16 protein-coding genes and 1 riboswitch are annotated in these 16,863 nt (G+C 66.7%); of the genes, 10 read left to right on the plus strand and 6 right to left on the minus strand.

Features of this window, described 5'->3' with window-relative positions; genetic code table 11:
• Positions 1-4: 4 nt before the first annotated feature.
• Positions 5-1,693, plus strand: coding sequence for a ShlB/FhaC/HecB family hemolysin secretion/activation protein (locus tag V1280_RS44505; RefSeq protein WP_334537435.1), 1,689 nt, complete (start codon positions 5-7; stop codon positions 1,691-1,693).
• 128 nt (positions 1,694-1,821) lie between these two features.
• Here the strand turns inward: V1280_RS44505 and bluB are convergent, their stop codons facing one another.
• From bluB to cobU, 3 genes are read right to left on the minus strand one after another with little or no spacing between them, the layout of a single operon-like run.
• On the minus strand, positions 1,822-2,454 hold the full coding sequence (gene bluB, locus V1280_RS44510) for a 5,6-dimethylbenzimidazole synthase (RefSeq protein ID WP_334537437.1): 633 nt from the start codon (positions 2,452-2,454) through the stop codon (positions 1,822-1,824).
• 3 nt (positions 2,455-2,457) lie between these two features.
• Positions 2,458-3,243 carry an adenosylcobinamide-GDP ribazoletransferase gene (gene cobS, locus V1280_RS44515; RefSeq protein WP_334537438.1) on the minus strand — a complete coding sequence of 262 codons (786 nt, stop codon included), beginning with the start codon at positions 3,241-3,243 and terminating at the stop codon, positions 2,458-2,460.
• Positions 3,240-3,743 carry a bifunctional adenosylcobinamide kinase/adenosylcobinamide-phosphate guanylyltransferase gene (gene cobU / locus V1280_RS44520; RefSeq protein ID WP_334537439.1) on the minus strand — a complete coding sequence of 168 codons (504 nt, stop codon included), beginning with the start codon at positions 3,741-3,743 and terminating at the stop codon, positions 3,240-3,242. The genes cobS and cobU overlap by 4 nt, the downstream gene beginning before the upstream one ends.
• 121 nt (positions 3,744-3,864) lie before the next feature.
• Between cobU and cbiB the strand changes: the two genes are divergently transcribed.
• Positions 3,865-4,818 (plus strand): adenosylcobinamide-phosphate synthase CbiB, encoded by a 954-nt coding sequence (gene cbiB / locus V1280_RS44525; RefSeq protein WP_334537440.1) that lies wholly within the window; start codon positions 3,865-3,867, stop codon positions 4,816-4,818.
• Positions 4,819-4,829: 11 nt separating this feature from the next.
• Positions 4,830-5,795, plus strand: coding sequence for a threonine-phosphate decarboxylase CobD (gene cobD, locus V1280_RS44530; RefSeq protein ID WP_334537443.1), 966 nt, complete (start codon positions 4,830-4,832; stop codon positions 5,793-5,795).
• Here the strand turns inward: cobD and V1280_RS44535 are convergent.
• Together V1280_RS44535 and cobO are read right to left on the minus strand one after the other, a co-directional pair.
• Positions 5,784-7,232, minus strand: coding sequence for a cobyric acid synthase (locus V1280_RS44535; RefSeq protein ID WP_334537445.1), 1,449 nt, complete (start codon positions 7,230-7,232; stop codon positions 5,784-5,786). The genes cobD and V1280_RS44535 overlap by 12 nt on opposite strands.
• A 12-nt stretch (positions 7,233-7,244) precedes the next feature.
• Positions 7,245-7,880 carry a cob(I)yrinic acid a,c-diamide adenosyltransferase gene (gene cobO / locus V1280_RS44540; RefSeq protein ID WP_334537446.1) on the minus strand — a complete coding sequence of 212 codons (636 nt, stop codon included), beginning with the start codon at positions 7,878-7,880 and terminating at the stop codon, positions 7,245-7,247.
• Between the two features lie 40 nt (positions 7,881-7,920).
• A riboswitch (cobalamin riboswitch) is annotated at positions 7,921-8,140 on the plus strand.
• 96 nt (positions 8,141-8,236) lie between these two features.
• Between cobO and V1280_RS44545 the strand changes: the two genes are divergently transcribed.
• Genes V1280_RS44545 through cobJ form a run of 7 tightly spaced genes read left to right on the plus strand, consistent with a single transcriptional unit; the run spans position 8,237 to position 16,141 of the window.
• Positions 8,237-8,611, plus strand: coding sequence for a DUF1636 domain-containing protein (locus V1280_RS44545; protein WP_334537448.1), 375 nt, complete (start codon positions 8,237-8,239; stop codon positions 8,609-8,611).
• Entirely contained in the window at positions 8,608-9,642 is a 1,035-nt protein-coding gene (gene cobW, locus V1280_RS44550; protein ID WP_334537450.1) for a cobalamin biosynthesis protein CobW, read from the plus strand. The genes V1280_RS44545 and cobW overlap by 4 nt, the downstream gene beginning before the upstream one ends.
• Positions 9,642-12,890: a cobaltochelatase subunit CobN gene (gene cobN, locus V1280_RS44555; protein WP_334537452.1), complete on the plus strand. Its 3,249-nt coding sequence runs from the start codon at positions 9,642-9,644 to the stop codon at positions 12,888-12,890. The genes cobW and cobN overlap by 1 nt, the downstream gene beginning before the upstream one ends.
• Positions 12,887-14,047: a precorrin-3B synthase gene (cobG, locus tag V1280_RS44560; protein ID WP_334537453.1), complete on the plus strand. Its 1,161-nt coding sequence runs from the start codon at positions 12,887-12,889 to the stop codon at positions 14,045-14,047. Before cobN ends, cobG begins: the two co-directional genes overlap by 4 nt.
• Entirely contained in the window at positions 14,047-14,676 is a 630-nt protein-coding gene (locus V1280_RS44565; protein WP_334537455.1) for a precorrin-8X methylmutase, read from the plus strand. The genes cobG and V1280_RS44565 overlap by 1 nt, the downstream gene beginning before the upstream one ends.
• A 2-nt stretch (positions 14,677-14,678) precedes the next feature.
• Complete coding sequence (locus tag V1280_RS44570) at positions 14,679-15,410, plus strand: precorrin-2 C(20)-methyltransferase (RefSeq protein ID WP_334537457.1); 732 nt, start codon at positions 14,679-14,681, stop codon at positions 15,408-15,410.
• Entirely contained in the window at positions 15,407-16,141 is a 735-nt protein-coding gene (gene cobJ, locus V1280_RS44575; RefSeq protein ID WP_334537459.1) for a precorrin-3B C(17)-methyltransferase, read from the plus strand. The genes V1280_RS44570 and cobJ overlap by 4 nt, the downstream gene beginning before the upstream one ends.
• Here the strand turns inward: cobJ and V1280_RS44580 are convergent.
• Complete coding sequence (locus tag V1280_RS44580; RefSeq protein ID WP_334537460.1) at positions 16,117-16,863, minus strand: cobalt-precorrin-6A reductase; 747 nt, start codon at positions 16,861-16,863, stop codon at positions 16,117-16,119. The two genes, cobJ and V1280_RS44580, sit on opposite strands and share 25 nt — an antisense overlap.

Genomic DNA, 16,863 nt, shown 5'->3' on the forward strand with positions numbered 1-16,863 from the left:
CGGGATGCGGGTTCTGGGGGCAGCACTGGGGTTGGGGCTTGCAGCGTCGAGCATCGTGGCCGCGCGCGCGCAGGTGCCCTCGATCAATCCGGGCGCGATCCAGAACGACATCGACCGCCAACGCCGCCAGATCGAACAGCAGAGCGAGCCGCCCAAGTTGAATGGCCCGGCCGTGATCGGCGGCGCGCGTGAGAAGTCGCCGCTGATGAAGCCGGGCGGCCCGAAATTCCGTCTGCGCAAGCTCGAATTCGACGGGTCCAAATTCATCACGCCGGCCGAGCTCGACGAGATCGCGAAGAAATATGTCGGCAAGAACGTCGACATCGCGACGCTGCTGCAGATCGTCGCCGATATCAATGCGATCTACACCGAGCGCGGCATCGTGACCGGAATTGCGACCCTGCCGGATCAGGATCCCAAGGACGGGACGGTCAAGATCAAGCTGACCGAAGGCCGGCTCCAGAAGATGACCATCGAGGGCAACAAGCAGACCCGCACCGACTACATCCTCCAGCGCGTCAAGGAGCCGGAAGGCGAGGTCCTCGACGTTCCCAAACTCAATCGCGACGTGACCTGGTTCAACCGGACCAACGACGTGCAGATCAAGGCGCTGCTCCAGCCCGGCTCGAGCTTCGGGCTGACCGACCTGCAGTTTGCGGTGATCGAGCCGCCGGTCGATACCTGGCAGCTCTTCGTCGACAATCAGGCCGCGGAGAATACGGGCCGCTGGGAAGGCGGCACCTTCTACAAGCGCCACGGCCTGTTCGGCGTCGACGACCGCCTGACCTTTTACGGCGTCCGTTCGGACGGCAACCTCAACGGCAACGTTGCCTACAGCATCCCGGTCAACCCCTGGGGCGGCCGCGCCGGCGTCAGCTATACAGAAGGCAAGATCAAGATCATCGACGGGCCCTTCGTTGCGCTCGACGTCACGGGGCGGTCGAGCCAGGCCGCTGTCAATTTCAGCCAGCCGGTCTGGGTGACGCAGAATTGGCTGGTGCTGCTCAACGCCGCCGAGACCGAAGGCAAGACGGTGAGCCGGTTCTCGACCGTCGCGGTGACCGACGACCATTACGACAAGGCCACGGCCGGCGTCTCCGTGACCAATTCCGGCAACGCCTATTCGATCACGGTCTCGCCCGCCGTCAACTACATCGAATGGCAAGACCACGTGCTCGGCAACAATCGCACGTTCAACACCTATACCGGCACGATGCTCGCGACCAGCACCGCTGGCCCCGCCAATTTCAGCACCAACGTGCTCGCAAGCTGGCAGTACACACAGGAGAAGCTGCTGCCGGGCGACCAGATCTTCACGATCGGTGGTCCCACCACCGTGCGCGGTTATCCGACCAACGCCGCGTCGGGCGACAGCGGTTATTATTTCAACGCCGAGCTCCACTACAACTGGTCGCAATGGTTGAGGGGATTTGACACCTACATCTTCACCGACGTGGGTGCGGTGTATTCGACGTTCCCCGGCGTCACGGAACTGGCCTCGGTCGGCGTGGGCTTCTCCTGGACGTATGCGCAGTTCATGACGTTCGAAGCCAATTGCGCAACGCCGCTGAAGATGGCGGTCTCGACCCAGCATCACTACGAGGCCTATGGCCGCGTCATCTTCCGCCCGCTGCTGATGTTCGAGAAGCAGAAGAGCGCCACGCCTGTGGCGGCCATTGCCAGTAAGTCGTAGGACAGGTTACCTCTCTGCGTCGTCATTGCGAGGAGCCCTTGCGACGAAGCAATCCAGACTATCTCAGCGGAGAGATTCTGGATTGCTTCGCGGCGCTCGCAATGACGGGTGGGTGGATCTGGGTCTAATTACCGCCGCAGCGTGAACTCGCTCGCTTCTCGCCGGTGCTCCCATTTCGCCCGCTCGAGCTCCGGCTGATCGCACTCGGCCTCGGGATAGCCGATGCAGAGATAGGCGATGAATTTCCAGGAGGCGGGCACGTCGAGCACGCCGCGGATGCGCTCCGGATTGAGGATCGAGACCCAGCCGAGCCCGATCCCCTCGGCGCGCGCGGCGAGCCACATGGCGGTGATTGCCGCGACCACGGAATATTCGGTGGTCTCCGGCATGGTCGCACGGCCGAGGCCGTGGCCGATGTCGCTGGCCTTGTCGGCGAATATCGCGAGATGGCGAGGTGCCTGTTCGAGGCCCGAGAGCTTGAGCGCGGCATAGCGCGCGGCGCGCTCGCCGGAAAAGCAATTCAGCGCGTCGGCGTTGCACGCCCTGAAATCGTCAATCACCGCGCGGCGCCGTGCCGCATCATCGACGGTGACGAAGCGCCACGGCTGGCTCAGACCGACCGAGGGCGACAGACAGGCCGTCTCGATCAGCCGCTCCACGGCGCCGTCGGGCAGCGCATCGGAGCGGAAGCGGCGCACGTCGCGGCGCCACACGAACAGCTCGCGCAATTGCCGGCGGAAGGTGTCGTCGAACTCGACCATCGATCATCCCCCAGCGTGAAGGAAGGCTGCGGCCACCAGTAGGATCAGGATCTCGCCGACCTGCTCGAAAGCGCCGAGGATGTCGCCGGTCTGCCCGCCGATCTGACGGATGGCAAGCTGCGCCAGGATGAGCCCGGCGAGGGACAGCAGGACCAGGCCGACCAGCGCCTTGGCCGGTCCGAGCGCAAGGGCGAGCGCGAGCGTTCCAACGGCGAAGGCGACGGCCACGCTGCGGCCCGGCGGCGATCCGGCGCGCGCGGAGAGCCCGTCGGGACGCGCCGGGGCGACCAGTGACATGAAGGCCGGAATGCCTGCGCGGGCCGAGGCGTGGGCTGAGCACAAAGCCAGCATCACGGCCCATGGATTGGCGATTGCGGCCAACGCACTCCAGCGCAGGCCGAATGACAGGATCAGCGCGCAGACGCCATAGCTGCCGATCCGGCTGTCGCGCATGATCTCGAGCTTGCGCTCGCGCGTCCGTCCGCCGCCGAGGCCGTCGGCGGTGTCGGCGAGCCCGTCTTCGTGCAGCGCGCCGGTGATGAGGGTCGTTGTGGCGAGAGCGAGCAGGGCGGTCATGCCCGGTGCCAGTCCCAGTCTGCTCGCGAGCGCGTAGACCACAGCGCCTGCAAAGCCCACCAGCAATCCCGCGATCGGCAGCGCCCAGGTCGCGCGCGCAACGTCACCATCGCCGGCCGGTTTTGACGATGCCACCGGCACGATCGTGACGAAGGACGCCGCGATCCTGAGATCGGCGACGACGTCTTTCAGAATGTCGGCGCGCGGCGTCATTTCAGTTTCATCGGCAGGCCGGCGACGACGAACTCGACTTCGTCGGCGGTCGCCGCAATGGTCTGGTTCATGATCCCGGCGGCGTCGCGAAAGCTGCGCGCCAATGCGTTGTCGGGCACGATGCCGAGCCCGACCTCATTGGTGACGAAGACCACCGGGCTCGTGAGGCGGGGCAGGGCGGCGGCGAGCTCGGTCACCTCGCGGTCCCAGTCGCGCTCCGCATGCATCAGGTTGGAGAGCCACAGCGTCAGACAATCGACGAGCCGCGCGCCGCCGCCATCGGTTGCGACCAGCGCGGACACGAGATCGAGCGGTACCTCGCGCTCGATCCAGTCGGTCTCACGGCGCGCGCGGTGTTTTGCGATGCGCGCGTCCATTTCCGCGTCGAGCGCCTCGGCCGTCGCGACATAGACGGGCTGCCCGGGGAAGGCGCGCGTGCGCGTTTCCGCTCGCTTGCTCTTGCCCGATCGCGCTCCGCCCGTGATCAAGATGACGGCCATAAAAGTCTCCTGTGGGGCTGACTAATCACCAATCGCGGCCAAAGACAAAGCCGAAATCAGGCACCCGGGGGCTTGCGCTCGCCGCTTGCTTTGCGCAACAGGGGCGGGACAGGAGGCTGGTGTGGGCTTTGCGGGCGCGATGGTGGTGGCGATGGCGGTGGATGCCCTGCTGGGCTGGCCGTCAAGACTGTTTGCGCGGATCGGCCACCCCGTGACCTGGCTGGGCGGGCTGATCGCCGCCATCGATACCGGCTGGAATCGCGCGTCTGACCCACCGGCACTCCGCCGCGCTGCCGGCGTTGCCGGTGCGCTTCTGGTGATTGCGCTCGCGGTTGCGCTCGGTTGGCTGCTTCAGTCCTTGCTTCGGTTCCTGCTGCCTTGGGGCTGGATCGGAATCGTTCTGGTCGGCATTTTGGCCTGGCCACTGGTCGCCTTGCGCTCGCTGCATGATCATGTCGCCGCCGTCGCGAATGCTTTGCTGGGCGGCGACATCGCCGCCGCGCGCGAAGCGGTCTCGCGCATCGTCGGCCGCGATCCCGCCGCGCTCGATGAAGCCGGTATCGCGCGCGCGGCGATCGAGAGCCTCGCGGAGAATGCGTCCGACGGCATCGTCGCCCCGGTGTTCTGGGGTGCGCTGTTCGGACTTCCCGGTATTTTTGGCTACAAGGCGATCAACACACTGGACTCCATGATCGGTCATCGCAGCGAACGGCACGAAGCCTTTGGCTGGGCGGCTGCGCGCATCGACGATGTCGCGAATGTCATTCCGGCCCGCCTGACCGGCTTTCTGTTCGTGCTGCTCGCGCCGCGGCGGTCCGAGGCGCTGTCGTGCATGACGCGCGATGCGCGCCGTCATCGCTCGCCCAATGCCGGCTGGCCCGAGGCGGCGATGGCGGGAGCGCTCGGCGTGCGGCTCAGCGGCCCCCGCATCTATCACGGCAGCACGACCAACGAGCCCTGGCTCAACGAATGGGCGCGCGATCCGCTCGCTGCCGACATCGTCGAAGGATTGACCGTCTATCGCCGCGCCATGCTGCTGCTCGCAGGCGTCCTTGCGATCCTGGCCTTCGCGTGAAAGAACAGGGCATGCGCGAGCACGGAGGAAATCTCGATCTGGCCCAGCAGCGTTTTGGCGGACGCGCGCAGGACTGGATCGATCTGTCGACCGGGATCAACCGGCTGCCTTATCCCGTGGGCGAGCTCGACGCGCATCATTGGCAGGCGTTGCCGTCGAGATCCGAGATCGACGCCCTGCATCAGGCCGCAGGGCACGCCTATCGCACAGCTGCGCCGATCGTCGCGATGGGCGGTGCGCAAGCTGCCATTCAATTGTTGCCGCAGCTTGCGCCGCGCGGTCGCGCACGCATCCTCGCGCCGACCTATAACGAATATGCTCCCGTTCTCTCGGCCGCAGGATGGGAGATCGAGGAGGTGAGGGCGCTCGATTCGCTGGCGGGGGCGAACCTCGCCATCGTCGTCAATCCCAACAATCCCGACGGCCGCCGTTACGCGCCGAAGGATTTGCTAGCGCTGTTGCCGCGCGTCGGTCACCTCGTCATTGACGAGAGTTTTGCGGATGCTGTTCCGGACGTCTCGCTCGCTTCGGAAGCGGGGCGGCCGGGGCTGCTGATCCTGCGCTCGTTCGGAAAGTTTTATGGTCTCGCCGGGCTGCGGCTCGGTTTCGCGATCGGCCATGCGGCTGACATCGGCAAGCTCACGGCGGCGTCAGGTCCATGGCCGGTCTCCGGAGCTGCGATCGCGATCGGCTGTCGTGCCCTGCGGGACGACGCCTGGGCCAAGGCGACGTCAGCGCGGCTTGCCCGCGACTGCGTTCGCCTCGACGAGATGGTGCAGTCGCAAGGCTGGCGGCTGGTTGGCGGCGCGCCCCTGTTTCGCCTCTATGAAACGCCGGACGCGCGTGCCGCGCAGGAGAAGCTGGCGCAAGGCCAGATCTGGTCCCGCGTCTTTGCGCAAAACCCCTCTTGGTTGCGCCTGGGTCTTCCGGGCGCTGAGTCCGAATGGACGCGCCTCGCCGAGGTCCTAGCGCGCTAGCGCAAGCAATCCTTCGACGTCGAGATGCTTTTCGATTTGATCGGCGAGTGCGTCGAGTGCGCTTTCGACCCTGGCTTGATAGGGCTCGTCGCCCGCGGGAATGTCGAGCTTTGCGAGGTACGCCCTGCGAAAGTCGTCCGACGTGAACAGGCCGTGCAAATAGCTGCCTTGCACGCGCCCATCGCGCGAGATCGCGCCTTCCGGCTCGCCGTTCAGTTCTGCGAATGGCCGTGCGCGATCGGCTCCGTCGGTGCGGCCGATATGAATTTCGTAAGCCTGGATCGGCTGCTCCGTAGCAGCATGCACGGCCGCGACACGCGTCAGCGTCTTCTCCGGGCTCATCACCGTCTGGACATCCAGAAGCCCAAGGCCCGGCGTGTCGCCCGCAGGGCCTTCAATGCCATCAGGATCGGCGACGCTGTGCCCGAGCATCTGATAGCCGCCGCAGAGGCCGAGCACATGGCCGCCCCTGCGGTGATGCGCGAGCAGATCGATGTCCCAGCCCTGCGCGCGCAGGAAGGCGAGATCGCCGCGGGTGGACTTTGAACCGGGGATGATGACGAGGCGGACATCGCCGGGGATCGCTTCTCCCGGACGCACCATCACGAGATCGACGCCCGGCTCGAGTTTCAGCGGATCGAGGTCGTCGAAATTGGCGATCCGTGACAGTGCAAGGCAGGCGATCTTGCACTGGCCGGGTTTTCGCGCGTCGCTCAGGCCGAGCGCATCCTCGGCGGGCAGCTCGCCGGCGCGCGCGAACCAGGGCAGCACGCCAAAGCCTCGCCATGCGGTCTTCGTCGCGATCAGCCTGTAGCCGTCGTCGAACAGCGTGGGATCGCCGCGGAACTTGTTGATGACGAATCCCTGGATCATCGCGGCATCGTCAGGATCGATCACCGTCTTGATGCCGACGAGTTGTGCGATGACGCCGCCACGATCGATGTCGCCGATCAGCACCACGGGGACATCGGCCTTGCGCGCAAAGCCCATATTGGCGATGTCGGCCTTGCGCAGATTGACCTCGGCCGGACTGCCGGCGCCTTCGACCAGCACCAGATCAGAACGCGCCTTCAGCCGCTCAAAGCTCTCCAGCACGGCGCCCATCAAGGAAGGCTTCATCGCCGCATATTCGCGCGCGCGTGCGGTGGCGATGCGCTTGCCCTGCACGATGACCTGCGCGCCGACATCGGTCTCAGGCTTGAGCAGCACCGGGTTCATGTCCGTGTGCGGCTCGACGCCGGCGGCGAGCGCCTGAAGCGCCTGGGCGCGGCCGATCTCGCCGCCATCGACGGTGACGGCGGCATTGTTCGACATGTTCTGCGGCTTGAACGGCAGCACGCGCAGGCCGCGCCGCGTGAAGGCGCGCGCGAGGCCGGCGACGATGAGCGATTTGCCCACGTCCGAGCCGGCCCCCTGGATCATCAGCGCGCGTGCCATCGTGAGATCGTCTCAGAACTCGACGCCGGCCTGCGCCTTGATGCCGGAGCGGAACGGATGCTTCACCAGCGTCATCTCGGTGACGAGATCGGCGATCTCGATCAGCTCGTCCTTGGCGTTGCGCCCGGTGAGCACGACATGCATCATCGGCGGCTTCGAGGTCTTCAGGAAATCGACGACCTCGGCGATGTCGAGATAGTCATAGCGCAGCGCGATGTTGATCTCGTCGAGCACGACCATGCGCAGATTGGAATCGAGAATCAGCTCCTTCGCCTTGTCCCAGCCGGCGCGCGCGGCCGCGATGTCGCGGGCGCGGTCCTGCGTCTCCCAGGTAAAGCCTTCGCCCATGGCGTGGAACTGGCAGAGCTCGCCGAAATGGCCGGTGAGCAGGCGCCGCTCGCCGGTATCCCAGGCGCCCTTGATGAACTGCACGACCGCGCAGGGGAATCCATGGGCGACGCAGCGCACGATCATGCCGAAGGCGGAGGAGGACTTGCCCTTGCCGGCGCCAGTGTGGACGATGATGAGGCCTTTTTCGCCGCTCTTGGTCGCCATGATCTTGTCGCGGGCGACCTTGATTTTCGCCATTTTCGCGGCGTGCCTGGCGTCGGTTTCGTCGGCCGTTTGGGTATCCGGTTCCGGCGTCATCTGACAGGGTCCTTCGGCTTGACAAGAGGCGGCCGGGGGCAAATGGTGACCCGGCGTTGGTTCCTGTCCTATGACAGGCGAAGAGGGAATGCGATAGGGTCCGAATCGGCAAGATTTGGATCCAAACTGCAGCCGCCCCCGCGACCGTGACCGGAGAGATGCCCAAAGCCACTGATCCACCTTGCGGATCGGGAAGGCGGGGATCGAAGGGGAAACCCTGCTCCGCAAGCCGGGAGACCTGCCAGCGCGGACGATTTTTGGACCGGCGGACGGGGTGTTCCGCGACGGGGAAACGGGCCTTCGCAAGAACGGTTCGTGGGCCTCTTCGCCTCCCGCTCATACTTCTGGAAGAGGCGATGACGGTCACACTGCACGTCTGCATCACCTGCCGCGCCGGCCAGACGCTTGGCGAGGGCGAGGTCGCGCCTGGCAAGCGCCTTCACGGTGCGATCCTCGAGGCCGGCGTGCCCGACGGCGTCAATGTGGTTCCCGTCGAATGCCTGTCTGCATGCAGCCAGGGCTGCTCGGTCGCGCTCAGCGCGCCCGGCCGCTGGTCCTATGTCTACGGCCGCCTCTCGGACGCCAACGCGCAGGACGTTGTCGCCGGCGCTGCCGCCTATGCCGCCGCGCCCGATGGCGTCGTGCCCTGGCGCAGCCGCCCCGAAATCTTCCGCAAGCAGTCGCTTGCCCGCATTCCCCCCATTGCCGTGTTGCCGGAGGCCGCCGAATGAACTCGCTTGCAAAAGTCCCTGTGACTGTCGTCACCGGGTTTCTCGGCTCCGGCAAGACGACGCTGATCCAGCACCTGCTCGCTAATCCCAACGGCAAGAAGCTCGCCGTGCTCGTCAACGAGTTCGGCAGCGAGGGCGTCGACGGCGAGATTTTGAAGTCCTGCGCCGACGCAAACTGCCCGGAGGAGAACATCGTCGAGCTCGCCAATGGCTGCATCTGCTGCACCGTCGCCGATGATTTTATTCCGACCATGGAGAAGCTTTTGGCGCGCCCGGTGCGGCCTGATCACATCCTGATCGAGACCTCGGGGCTCGCTCTGCCGAAGCCGCTGCTCAAGGCGTTCGACTGGCCGGAGATCCGTTCGCGCATCACGGTCGACGGCGTGATTGCGCTCGCCGATGCCGAGGCGGTGGCGGCCGGCCGCTTTGCGCCGGATCCGGATGCGGTCGAAGCGCAGCGTGCGGCGGATGAAAATCTCGATCACGAGACGCCGCTGTCCGAAGTGTTCGAGGATCAGATCGCTTGCGCCGATATCGTGCTGCTGACCAAGGCCGATCTGGCGGGTCACGCCGGCATCGAGGCCGCCAAGGCGTTGATTACCGCCGAGATGCCGCGTCGCGTGCCGATGCTCCCCATTACCGACGGTGCGATCGACGCACGCGTGATCCTCGGCCTCGGTGCTGCCGCTGAGAACGATCTCGCCGCGCGCCCTTCGCATCATGACGGCGAGGAGGACCACGAGCACGACGATTTTGCTTCGGTCGTGATCGATCTTCCTGAAGTCACCGATGTCGACGCGCTGGTCGCATCCGTCCAGAAGCTGGCACGCGAGCAGAACGTGCTGCGCGTCAAGGGCTACATCGCGGTCGCAGGCAAGCCGATGCGTCTGTTGCTGCAAGCGGTCGGAGAGCGCGTGCGCCACCAATTCGACAAGCCCTGGGGCGCCGGCAAGCGGCAGTCAAAGCTCGTCGTGATCGGTGAGCACGGCGATATCGACGAGGCCGCGATCAAGGCGGGATTGGGAGTCTGATGCACGTCGTCTTCCGCGAGAGCCGCGGTCTGGAAGAGACCGCGACGCCAAGGGACATCGGCCAGGACCCGGCCGATCTCGTGGTGCTCTCGTACTCGGACTCCGATCTCGCGGCGTTCGCGGCCGGCTGGCGGCGCGGCCGCAACAGCCTGCCGTCGCTGCGGCTGGCGAACCTTGCAGAGCTCCGTCATCCGCTCTCGGTCGATACCTATATCGAGCGCACGCTGTCGCAGGCGCGCGGCATTCTGGTGCGGCTGATCGGCGGCGAGTCCTATTGGCCGTATGGGCTGGCGGCGCTCCAGCAACTGGCGAAGGATCGTAACATCGTGCTCGCCGTGCTGCCGGCCGATGGTCGTGACGACACGCGGCTCGATGCGTATTCCACTCTGCCGGTCTCGACGCTGCGCCGGCTGAAAGTTCTCTGCGACACCGGTGGTCCCGTTGCGGCACAAGCCGCGATCGCGCAGCTCGCGCTGGCCTCCGGCCTTTACGCCGGACCCGTCGTTGGCGAGATGACCGTTCCCGAGATGGGCTTTTACGATCCCGCACGCGGTGTGATCGCCGTGCCGGTGGCGAGCGAAGGGAAGCCGCATGCGCTGGTGGCGTTCTATCGCTCCTATCTCACCGCCGCCGACACGGGGCCGGTCGATGCGCTGATCGCGGCGCTGCGCGAGAGGGGCTTTGACGCTCATGGCGTGTTCGTCACGTCGCTGAAGGCCGCAGGTGTCTCGGATTGGCTGAGGACGTATTTCGCAAAAAATCCTCCGGCGGCGATCGTCAATGCGACGGCGTTCTCGGCGATGGGCGACGATGGCACGACGCCGTTCGATGCCGCGTCATGTCCGGTGTTCCAGGTCGCGCTCTCGTCGGCGCGGCGAGAGGATTGGGCGGAGTCGCTGCGGGGCCTGTCGCCCGGCGACCTCGCGATGCATGTGGTGCTGCCCGAGGTCGACGGCCGCCTGTTCGCGGGCGTGGTGAGTTTCAAATCGGCTGCGACGCGCGATCCAGATCTGCAATTTTCGCATCTGGCCCATCAGGCGGATGAAGAGCGCGTGAGGGCCGTGGCTGCGCGCGTTGCGGCCTGGTGGCGGCTTGCGGAGACACCGGCCGCCGAGAAACGGCTGGCCATCGTGCTCTCGAACTATCCCGGACGTCCGCACCAGATCGCGCATGCGGTCGGTCTCGACGCGCTCGCTTCGGTCGAAGCGCTGGTGTCCGATCTCACTGAAGCCGGCTTCGATGTTGCACCAATTGAAGCGCTTGGCGAGACGCTGCTCAAGCAGCAATTGGCCTGGAGCGTCGCCGATTATCGCGCGGCGCTCTCGCACCTTCCGCATAATTTGCAGGATGATCTCGCGCAAGCCTGGGGCGCGCCGGAGAATGATCCGAATTGCCGCGATGGGGCGTTCCACTTCGCTGCGATCCAATGCCGCCACTCGATCATCGCGGTCCAGCCCGAGCGTGGCGATGCGACTACGCGCGATGCCGACTACCACGATCTCGCCCGCACGCCGCGCCATGCCTATGTCGCTTTCTATCTCTGGCTCCGTGCGCAGGGGATTGATGCCGTCGTGCACATGGGCGCGCACGGCACGCTGGAATGGCTGCCCGGAAAATCCGTGGCGCTGTCGTCCGCGTGCTGGCCCGAAGCGCTGATCGGCGATCTCCCCGTCATCTATCCCTTCATCGTCAACGATCCCGGTGAGGCCGCGCAGGCCAAGCGGCGCATCGGCGCTGTGACCATCGGCCATCTGCCCCCGCCGCTCGAACAATCCGCGGTGCCGGAAGGCATGCGCCGGCTCGAACGTCTGCTCGACGAATATTCGACCGCTGATGGTCTCGATCCCGCCCGCCGCCAGCGCTTGATTTCCGCGATCCGCGATGAGGCGCGCGCTGCCGGCCTCGAAGACGATCTCGGGCTCGATGCCTCGGCCGCGCCGGCCGAAGCGATCCCGTGGATCGATCGCTTCGTCTGCGATCTCAAGGAAAGCCAGTTCGGCGACGGCCTGCACGTGTTCGGTCGCGGCGCCTGCGGCGAGGCCGAACGGGACGCGTTGCGTGTTGCGCTCGCGGGCAAGCGCGTTGCGCCGGGCCCATCTGGCTCGCCCTATCGCGGACGCAGCGATGTTCTGCCGACGGGTCGCAATCTCTTCGCCGTCGATCCCCGCGCCGTGCCGACGCCGTCGGCGCATGCGCAGGGGATAAAACTTGCCGAAGAGCTGCTGCGTCGTCATCTTCAGGATCACGGCGATTGGCCGAAAGGGCTCGTGGTCGATCTCTGGGGCTCGGCGACCATGCGCACCGCGGGCGAGGAGTTCGCGATGGCGCTGCATCTGGCCGGCCTCGCGCCACGCTGGGATCACGCCTCCGGCCGCGTCACCGGCTACGACATCATCGCGCCGGCCGAGCTCGGCCGTCCTCGCATCGACGTCACGCTACGCGTGTCCGGCCTGTTCCGCGATGTCTTCGCGGGCCTAGCGCAATTGTTCGAGGTCGCCACTGAGGCGCTCGCATCGCGCGAGGAGGAGGGCGAGGAAAATCCCTATCGCCATCGCGCCTCGCGCGTGTTCGCGCCGCGCCCCGGACAATACGGCGTCGGCCTCTCGGCAATCCCGGATGCCTTCACGCCCGAGACGCGCGACGCAGCCGGCGAGGCCTGGCTGTCGGCATCGTCCTGGGCGTTCTTCGCCGATGGAGAGATCAGGCCCGATCGCGCCGGCATCGAGCGGCGGCTTGCCTCTGCCGATGCTTTCGTCCACGTCCAGGATCTGCCGGAAACCGACCTGCTGCTCGCCGCCGATTATGCCGCGCATGAGGCCGGCGTGGCGGCGGCTGCAGCCCATCTCGGCGCGGCGCGGCCATCGCTCTATCACCTCGACACGACCCGCCCCGACGAGCCGCACGCGCGCACGCTGACCGAAGAGATCTCGCGCGTCGTCCGGGCGCGCGCCGCCAACCCGGCCTGGATCGCCGGCATGATGCGCCACGGCTTTCGCGGCGCCGCCGAGATCACTGCGACGCTGGAGCACATGGCCGCCTTCGCGCATCTGGCCGGTGCCGTGCCGCCGCATCTGTTCGATCTCTATTACGATGCAACGCTCGGCGACGCCGATGTCCGCGCTTTCATGGCGCGCGAAAATTCGGCGGCGCTGGCTGCGATGGAGATTTGCTTCACGCGTCTGCACGAGGCCTCGCTCTGGCGGACCCGCCGCAATTCGATCGCAGCTGCGCTGAAGGAGGCGTCATGAGCGCGGCTTCGGTGAAGGGCTGGTGTCCCGGCGCGCTGCGGCCGATGCAATCGGGCGACGGACTCGTGGTCCGCGTGCGTCCGTTCGGCGGCCGGCTCGATGCGGCGCAGATCGCCGGGCTTGCGCATCTCGCCGAGCGCCACGGCAATGGTCTGATCGACGTGACCAGCCGCGCCAATCTGCAGATCAGGGGCGTCAGCGAGAGCAGCCATCGGCTGCTGCTTGACGGTCTTGCGCAACTGACGCTGCTCGACCCGGACGCCGACACCGAATCCCGGCGCAATATCCTGGTCACGCCGTTCTGGCGCGATGGCGACGAGACCCAGGCGCTTGCGGCCGAGCTCGAGGAGGCGCTGGCGGACTCGATGCTCGAGCTGCCGACGAAGTTTGGCTTCGCCATCGATGACGGCAAGTCGCGCGTGCTCGCCGGCAACTCCGCCGATGTGCGGATCGAGCGTGACGCTGCCGGTGGTCTCCTCGTGCGCGCGGATGGTGCCAGGCTCGGTCGCAGCGTCGCGCGTGGCGAGGTCGTGACCACCGCAGTTGCTGTCGCACGCTGGTTCGCCGCCTCCGGCGTCAGGGATGGAAGAGGGCGCATGGCAACGCATCTTGCGGCCGGCGCGGAATTGCCTGAAGTCCTGCGCGGCGAAGCGGAGCCGGCGCCTATCATGGCTGCCGCACGTCCCGGCCTTTATCCGCAGGGTGCCATGGTCGGCGTCGCCTTCGGGCAGATGCCGCATGCGACGCTCAATCAGCTGTCCGGTTGCGGGCATGCGCTGCGGATGACGCCATGGCGCATGGTCTTGAGCGAAGGCAAGCGGACGATGCCGACCGCTTCCGGCCTGATCACCGAAGCTTACGATCCGGCGCTGCGCGTCATCGCCTGCAGTGGCGCGCCGCGCTGCCGCGAGGCGCATGCCGACACGCGCGCGCTGGCCGCGGCGCTTGCGCCGAACATTGGCGGGGCCGAGCGGCTTCACGTTTCGGGCTGTGCCAAGGGTTGCGCCCATTCCGGCGCCGCCGCGATCACATTGATTGCGACGGGCGCAGGATTCGATCTCGTGCGCGGCGGGTCGACCCGCGACGAGCCCATCCTGCGGGGGCTCGACCGTGACGACATCGTTCGCGATCCCTCCATTCTGATGGGAGGGCACTGATGCCGCACACCTACGAGACGGACGGCGCCGCGATTTATCGGCAATCCTTCGCGACCATCAGGTCCGAGGCCAATCTGGCGCGCTTCACGCCGGATGAGGAGCAGGTCGTGGTGCGGATGATCCATGCCGCCGGCATGGTGGGACTTGAGGCGCATATCCGCTTCACGAAGGGTATGGCGACCACCGCACGCGCGGCGTTGCAGAAGGGCGCGCCGATCCTGTGCGATGCCCGCATGGTCTCGGAGGGTATTACGCGCGCGCGATTGCCGGCGGCCAACGCCGTGATCTGCACGCTCAGCGACGAGACGGTTCCTGCGCGGGCGCAGTCCATGCGCAACACGCGTTCGGCCGCGGCGCTGGAGCTGTGGCGCCCGCACCTCGACGGTGCAATCGTCGCGATCGGCAATGCGCCGACGGCGCTATTTCATCTGCTCAATATGCTGGAGGATCGCGACTGCCCGCGGCCTGCGGCGATCATCGGCTGCCCCGTGGGCTTCGTCGGTGCGGCCGAATCCAAGGCAGCGCTGATGGCCGATCCGCCTGTACCGGCGCTGACGGTCGAAGGCCGCCTCGGCGGCTCGGCCATCACGGTCGCGGCCGTGAATGCGCTCGCAAGCCGGAGCGAATAACCATGGGACGCATCATCTGCTGCGGTCTCGGCCCCGGCGATCCCGATCTCATGAGCGTGCGCGCCGATCGCACCGTGCGCGGTGCAAAGCACGTCGCCTATTTCCGCAAGAAGGGTCGGCCCGGCCAGGCGCGGCGCATCGTCGAGGGCATGCTCGGAAGCGACGTCACCGAATATCCCATGGAGTATCCGGTCACGACCGAGATCGCTTTCGACAGCCCGGACTATGTCCAGCTGCTGGCCGGCTTCTACGACGAATGGGCCGAGCGCCTGGCGCGATTGGCGCGCGCGGTCGACGTCGTCGTGCTCTGCGAGGGCGATCCCTATTTCTACGGCTCCTTCATGCATCTGCACACGCGCCTGCAGGGCCGCGTCGAGATCGAGGTGATCGCCGGCATTCCCGGCATGGTCGGCTGCTGGAACGGCGTCGGTCAGCCGATCGCGCTCGGCGACGACGTGACGACGGTGCTGATGGGTACGCTGGCTGAAGCCGAGCTCGAACGGCGCATGCGCGATTCCGATGCGCTCGTCATCATGAAGACCGGCCGCAATCTCGCAAAGGTGCGCCGTGCGCTTGCGTCCGCCGGCCGGCTCGACGATGCCTGGCTGGTCGAGCGCGGCACCATGCCGGGCGAGCGCGTCGTGCGGCTCGCCGAGATCGACGCCGCCGACTGTCCTTACTTTGCGATCGTGCTGGTGCACGGGAAGGGCCGGCTGCCGGACGCCGCCGAATGACGGGCACGCTGACCATCGCGGGCCTCGGGCCGGGCCATGATGCGCTGGTGACGCCGGAGGTTTCCGCCGCGCTTGCCGCGGCGACCGATATTCTGGGCTATGCGCCCTACGTCGCGCGCGTCCCGCCGCGGGCCGGTCTCACCCTGCATCCGTCCGACAACCGCGAAGAGCTGCAGCGGGCAGCCGAAGCGTTACGCCTCGCGGCCGAAGGCGGACAGGTCGTCGTCGTCTCCTCCGGCGATCCCGGCGTGTTTGCGATGGCCTCGGCCGTATTCGAGGCGCTCGAGCAGGCGCCGCAATATCAGGCTCTGCCGATCCGCGTGCTGCCGGGTATCACTGCCATGCTGGCCGCCGCGGCGCGCGCGGGGGCGCCGCTCGGCCACGATTTCTGCGCGATCAATCTCTCCGACAATCTCAAGCCGTGGGCGGTGATCGAGAAGCGGCTGCGGCTTGCCGCCGAAGCCGATTTTTCGATTGCGCTGTACAATCCGCGCTCGGCGAGCCGACCGGAAGGATTTGGCCGCGCGCTCGCGGTGTTGAAGGAAGCCGGCTGCGGTGATCGTCTCGTGATCTTCGCGCGCGCGATCAGCGCGGCGAACGAAAAGATCGAGACGGTGACGCTGAACGACGCAACATCAGAGATGGCCGACATGCGCACGCTCGTCATCGTCGGCAATTCGCAGACGCGCCGTGTCGGCCGCTGGGTCTATGCGCCGAGGGGCGTGCGATGACCGAGCCACTGCATTACTTCAGCGACGCTCTCCACCCGCAGCCGTTCGGGCAGCGTTGGTCGCGAGATCATGATGACGGGCAGGCCGAGCCTATGGGCAGCATCGATCTTGGCGCGCGCGCCGTCGCCGCCGGAATTGCGCGCCACAATCCAATTGATGCCGCGCATGCGCATCATCTCCAGCTCGCCATCAAGGGTGAACGGTCCGCGCGATACGATCACATCGGCAGCGAAGGGCAGGGGCGCTTCGGGCGGATCGACGAAGCGCAGCGTGTAGGCGTGCTGCGGCCGCGCCCCGAACGGCGCGATGTGCTGGCGGCCGATGGCGAGGAACACGTGTGCGGGCGTTTCGGGAAGGGCGGCGGCCGCGGCGGCGACATCGCCGACTTCAATCCAGTTGTCGCCGGGCGCTCTGGTCCAGGGCGCACGTTCGAGCGCAATCAACGGCGTACCGGTTTTCGCGCAGGCTTCAATGGCATTGCGGCTGATCTCGGCCGCGAAGGGATGCGTCGCATCGATCACATGCGTGATGCCATTGCGGCGGATGTAATCGGCAAGCCCGCTCACGCCACCAAAGCCGCCGATGCGGGTCGGCAGCGGCTGATCGGCGGGCGCGCGGGTGCGGCCGCCATAGGAATACACGGCATCAATCCCTGCGCGCGCGATCTCCGCGGCGAGCAGGCTCGCATCGGCAATTCCGCCCAGGACAAGGGCGCGCGTCAT

The organism is Bradyrhizobium sp. AZCC 2230, from assembly GCF_036924495.1.
Classification (GTDB): domain Bacteria; phylum Pseudomonadota; class Alphaproteobacteria; order Rhizobiales; family Xanthobacteraceae; genus Bradyrhizobium; species Bradyrhizobium rifense.